Raw genomic sequence first — 4,781 nt, 5'->3', positions numbered from 1 at the left:
TCGCGGTGCGGGGGGCGGCGGGGGCGCGGGCCCCCCCCCCCCCCCGGGCGGGGGCGCGCGCGCGGGGCCCCCCGGCCCCCTCCTCCAGGATCACCGGCGTGAACTCGACCGGGAGTTCGACGAGGTGGCGGGCCAGCCACGCCGACGTGTAGTCCAGGTCCTTCTCCTCCTCGGCGAGCCGCAGGTCCGGCAGCCGGGTGAGCAGGTGGTCGATGCTGGTCTCGGCGATGGCGCGGCCGATGTCCTGGCCGGGGCACTCGTGCGGGCCGCTGCCGAAGGACAGGTGGGAGCGGTTGCCGTGCAGCGGCGCGTTCCGGTCGGGCCGGACGACCGGGTCGAAGTTGCCCGCCGCGAGCCCGAGGAGGAGCAGGTCGCCCGCCTCGATCTGCTGCCCGCCGAGCTCGGTGTCCCCGGTGGCCCACCGGCCGGCCACCAGGATCATCGGCGGGGAGTCCCACAGCACCTGGTCGAGCGCCTCCGCGAGGGTCATGTGCCCGCCGGACAGGCTGGCGCGGAAGCGCGGGTCGGTGAGGACCATCTTCAGTGTGTCGGCGATCAGGTTGACGGTGGTCTCGTTCGCCGCCAGCAGTACGACCCGCAGGTGCTCCAGGACCTCGTCGTCGGTGAGCCCGGCCGGGTGCCGCATGAGCGAGGTGACGAGGTCGTCGCCCGGCTCGACGCGCTTGCGCTCGATGGCCCGGCGCAGGCTCGCGACGACGTACTCGTTGCTCTCGATCGCCGTCGCGGTGCCCCGCATGAGGTCGCGCGCCGCGTCGACCAGGCGCGGACCGTACTCGCGGGGCATGCCGAGCAACTGCGTCAGGACCAGCATCGGCAGGTGCTCGGCGAACTGGCTGACCAGCTCGGCGTGCCCGGTGCGCCCGAAGTCCCGCACCATGGCGTCGACGAAGCCGATGACGTGCCGGCGGATGCCCCGGTGGTCGAAGCCGCCGAGCCCGTCGTTGAGGGCACCGCGCAGGCGCCGGTGCTCCTCGCCGTCCGCGAACACGCACAGCGGCTGCCACGCGACGACCGGCATGAGCGGCGAGTCCGCGCCGACCGTCCCGTCCTTGAACTTCGTCCACAGCCGGGAGTCGCGCGAGAAGAGCGAGGGCGTGCGCATCGCCGTGAGGTTCGCCGCGTGGCCGAGGATCAGCCAGGCCGGCACGTCGCCGTACAGCAGCACCGGCGCCACGTCGCCGTGCTCGGCGCGGAGCTTCTCGTACACCGCCCACGGGTCGGCCTCGGCCTCGGGCCCGTACAGGCGTCGCACGCCGTTCGGGCCGATCGGGCCGATCTCGGGGCGGCCGTGCGCGGGGCAGCCGGGCGGCGGGGCCACCGCGAGATCGTCGGGAAGTGCACTGTCGGAGTGCGGAGTTGTCACAGGGTCTCCGGGATCGGACGGGATCGGAACGGACAGGGAAGGTGGAACGGCCGGGCGGGCGGGGGAGGGGCCGGACCGGACGGGGCGGCGGCTCACGCCCGCTTCGCGGCGCAGTCGTACAGGTAGCGCATCAGGGCCATGAGGACGTCCCGGCAGGATTCGCGCCGCCGGGCGTCGCAGGTGACGATCGGCACGTCCCGCGGCAGGTCGAGGGCGGCCCGCAGCTCCTCGACCGGGTGCGCGGGCGAGTCCGGGAAGCCGTTGATCGCGACGACGAACGGCACGCCCCGGTCCTCCAGCCGCCCGATCACCTCGAAGCTGACCTCCAGCCGGCGGGTGTCGACCAGCACCACCGCGCCGAGCGCGCCCTCGAACAGGCCGTTCCAGAGGAACCAGAACCGCTCCTGCCCGGGGGTGCCGAACACGTACAGCACCAGTTCGTCGCTGATGCTGATCCGGCCGAAGTCCATCGCGACGGTCGTCTCGGTCTTGCGCTCGACCCCGGCGACGTCGTCGACGCCCTCGCCCTCCTGGGTCATCGTCTCCTCGGTGGTGAGCGGACGGATCTCGCTCACCGAACCGACCAGGGTCGTCTTGCCGACCCCGAAACCTCCGACGATCACGACCTTGACCGCCGAGGTCGCGGAGGCCGGCAGCAGGTCCGAGGCCGCCGGCCCGACCAGCGTGTCAGAGTCGCTGTAGTCCATGGATCACCGCCTCCAGGAGGGCACGGTCGGGGAAGTCCGCCGGGGGTACGGCGGCGCGGGCCTCGATCAGCTCGTCGTCGAGCAGGTCCGCCAGCAGCACGGTCACCACGCTCGTCGGCAGCCGCAGGTAGGCGGAGATCTCGGCGACGGACAGGGGTGAGGTGCACAGCCGCAGGATCGCCGCGTGCTCGGGCTGCATGCCGGGCCGCGGGTCCCTGCGGGTGACGATCAGGGTGACCAGGTCGAACGGGGTCGGCCCGGCCGGCCCGCTGCGCCCGCCCGTGATGACGTACAGGCGCTCCGGGTCGTCGTCGTCCCGGCGCCCGCCGGGGCCGGGGTCAGTCATGAGTCCACCTTTCGCTCGCTCATGCGACCTGCTCGCCCTTGCGCGGCGGCGTGGTCAGGTGCTCGCCGATCCGGGCGACGAGGTCGCGCATCTGCGAGCTCACCAGCCCGGCGTCGACGCCCTCGTCGGCGAGCACGGCGAGGTACGCGCGCGAGCCCGCCGCCATCATGTAGAAGAAGCCGCCGCTCACCTCGATCACGACCATCCGCATCCCGCCGTCCCCGTGCGGGAACTCGTGCGCCACCGCCGTCGCCAGGCTCTGCAGGCCGGCGCAGGCCGCCGCGAGACGGTCGGCGGCGTCCGGGTCGGTGCCGTACTGGGCCATCCGCAGGCCGTCCGAGGACAGGACGATCACGTGCCGGGCGTACGGGACGCTCAGCGCCAGGTCCTTGAGCATCCAGTCCATGTTGGTGCGCTGCTGAATCACTGCTCGCCTTTCCCTGCCGTGTTGTCTCTGGTCTGGTCGGCTCCGCCGGGGCGCTCGCCCGAACCGGGGGGCGACGCCTCGCCGTTGATGCCCTCCAGGAAGGCGGTGAGCCAGATGCCGGGCTGCACCGGCTCCTTGGCCGTCTCCTTGGGCTGCGGGACCGGTCCCGCCGTGTCCCGCGCGGGCGCGGGGTAGCCGGTGCGGCCGAGCGTCTGGCGGTGGCGCCGGCGCTGGGGCAGCCCGTTGGCGCCGCGTTCGGTCACCACCGGCAGGTCGTCCATCGGTCCGGGCCCGTGCCCGTTCGCCCGTATCGGTCCGGCCGGCACGTGGCCCGACGTCATCGGGGCGGAGGACACCGGACCGGACGGGACCGGGCCGTTGGGCATCGGACCGGTGCCGGCCCACGGGGAGTTGGCGAAGGCCGGGCTGTTGACCGACAGCGGCGGCGGGCCCCACGGCCGCGACGAGGACTTGGATCGCGGCTGGTTGGCCGGCAGCGGGCGCGGGCCGGAGATGGAGCCGATGCCGTGCGCGCGACCGGTGGCCGGCGCGGTGGTGATCAGCTCGCGCGGCACGACCAGCACCGCGCGGATGCCGCCGTACGCGGACGGGCGCAGCGTGACCTGGAAGCCGTACGCGCGGCACAGCCGCCCGACGACGGCCAGGCCGAGGCGCGGGGTCTCGCCGAGGTCGTTGAGGTCGAACTCGCCCTGCGCGTGCCGCAGGACCTCCTCGGCGCGGGCGTAGCCGTCCTCGCTGAGGCCGAGGCCGCCGTCCTCGATCTCGACCGCTATCCCGGTCTGCACCTCGGAGGCGGTGAGGTGCACGTGGGTGTGCGGCGGGGAGTAGCGGGTCGCGTTGTCGAGGAGCTCGGCGACCGCGTGGATGAGCGGTTCGACGCCGGGGCCGATGACGGCGACCTCGGGGGTGGGGTGCAGCGAGACGCGCTGGTACTCCAGGATGCGCGACATGCCGCCGCGCAGCACGCTGTAGAGCGCGACCGGGCGGCTCCACTGGCGGCCGGGGCGGGCGCCGGCGAGGACGGCGATGGAGTCGGCGAGGCGGCCGGTCAGGGCGTTGCCGTGGTCCAGGCGCAGCAGGTCGTCGAAGACGGCCGGGTCGTTGCCGTGCCGGTCCTCCATCTCGCGCAGGTCGCGGGCCTGGCGGTGGATGATCGCCTGGACGCGCCGGGCGATGTTCACGAAGGCGCGCTGGGAGGCCTCGCGCTGGGCGGTCTCCTCGTCGACGGCCCGCAGGACGCGGTGCAGCAGCTCGTCCCGGGCGGCCCGGTACTCGGGGCTGAGCATCGGGTCCCTGGACTCGTAGGCGTGCATCGCCGTGTCGACCGAGTTGGTCGCCTGGAGGCGGGCCAGCGCGGCGGGCAGCTCCTGCCGGGAGAGGGCGACCATGGTGGCGTCCTGCCGGAGCATCTTCTGGCGCAACTCGTCCGTCTGGCGGGCGTGTTCGCGGCGCAGGAGGGACAGTGCCCGGCCCCGGCGGCCCGCCTCGGCGGCCACCAGGGCCACCGCGGCCGTGGCGGCGATGCCGCTCCAGATCACCTCGGGGCGGGCGCCGGAGACCGCGATCGCCACGGCGGCCACCGCGGCGGCGGCGAGCACGGCCATGGGCAGCAGCCACCCGGGCGGGGGCGCGGTGGGCCGTCTGCCGGGGGACGATCCGGGTCGAAGCATCAGCATCCTCAAACGGTCGGAAGGGGACATCGGAAGGGGGTCGGGGGCGGTGGTCCGAGGCAGCATAGCCGGGTCTCGACATTTCTGAATGAAACTCAAAATTACTGTGGCAGTGCTGACTTGTGCGATCTTGCCGGACATGTCAGACATGTCGCACGGGTGCGCGACCGCTGGTGCCCGGTCCGGCCCCCGTCCCGCCGGGGCCGGCGCCCGCACCAGGTTTCTC

General features: G+C 73.8%; 5 protein-coding genes. All 5 read right to left on the bottom strand.

Annotated features, from left to right (window positions below):
• Positions 1 to 1,339, bottom strand: a 1,339-nt coding sequence (locus ACFV4F_RS42355; protein ID WP_380511166.1) for a cytochrome P450, incomplete at its 3' end; no start/stop codon positions are given.
• Positions 1,340 to 1,476: 137 nt separating this feature from the next.
• On the bottom strand, positions 1,477 to 2,091 hold the full coding sequence (locus ACFV4F_RS42350) for an ATP/GTP-binding protein (RefSeq protein ID WP_380435392.1): 615 nt from the start codon (positions 2,089 to 2,091) through the stop codon (positions 1,477 to 1,479).
• A complete protein-coding gene (locus ACFV4F_RS42345) occupies positions 2,072 to 2,437 on the bottom strand; it encodes a DUF742 domain-containing protein (RefSeq protein ID WP_380435393.1) in 366 nt (121 codons plus the stop codon). Before ACFV4F_RS42345 ends, ACFV4F_RS42350 begins: the two co-directional genes overlap by 20 nt.
• A 19-nt stretch (positions 2,438 to 2,456) precedes the next feature.
• A complete protein-coding gene (locus ACFV4F_RS42340) occupies positions 2,457 to 2,864 on the bottom strand; it encodes a roadblock/LC7 domain-containing protein (RefSeq protein WP_329925671.1) in 408 nt (135 codons plus the stop codon).
• Complete coding sequence (locus tag ACFV4F_RS42335) at positions 2,861 to 4,555, bottom strand: sensor histidine kinase (protein WP_380435451.1); 1,695 nt, start codon at positions 4,553 to 4,555, stop codon at positions 2,861 to 2,863. Before ACFV4F_RS42335 ends, ACFV4F_RS42340 begins: the two co-directional genes overlap by 4 nt.
• Positions 4,556 to 4,781: the final 226 nt, after the last annotated feature.

This window comes from Kitasatospora sp. NPDC059722, assembly GCF_042733235.1.
Taxonomy (GTDB): Bacteria; Actinomycetota; Actinomycetes; order Streptomycetales; family Streptomycetaceae; genus Kitasatospora.
Note: the sequence above shows the minus strand (reverse complement) of the source record. Positions and strands in the feature narration are given on the sequence as shown.

Bases quoted from the DNA above. Each gene is read 5' to 3' on its own strand.
- ACFV4F_RS42345 (WP_380435393.1), bottom strand. From the start codon at position 2,437: ATGACTGACCCCGGCCCCGGCGGGCGCCGGGACGACGACGACCCGGAG.
- ACFV4F_RS42335 (WP_380435451.1), bottom strand. From the start codon at position 4,555: ATGCTTCGACCCGGATCGTCCCCCGGCAGACGGCCCACCGCGCCCCCG.
- ACFV4F_RS42350 (WP_380435392.1), bottom strand. From the start codon at position 2,091: ATGGACTACAGCGACTCTGACACGCTGGTCGGGCCGGCGGCCTCGGAC.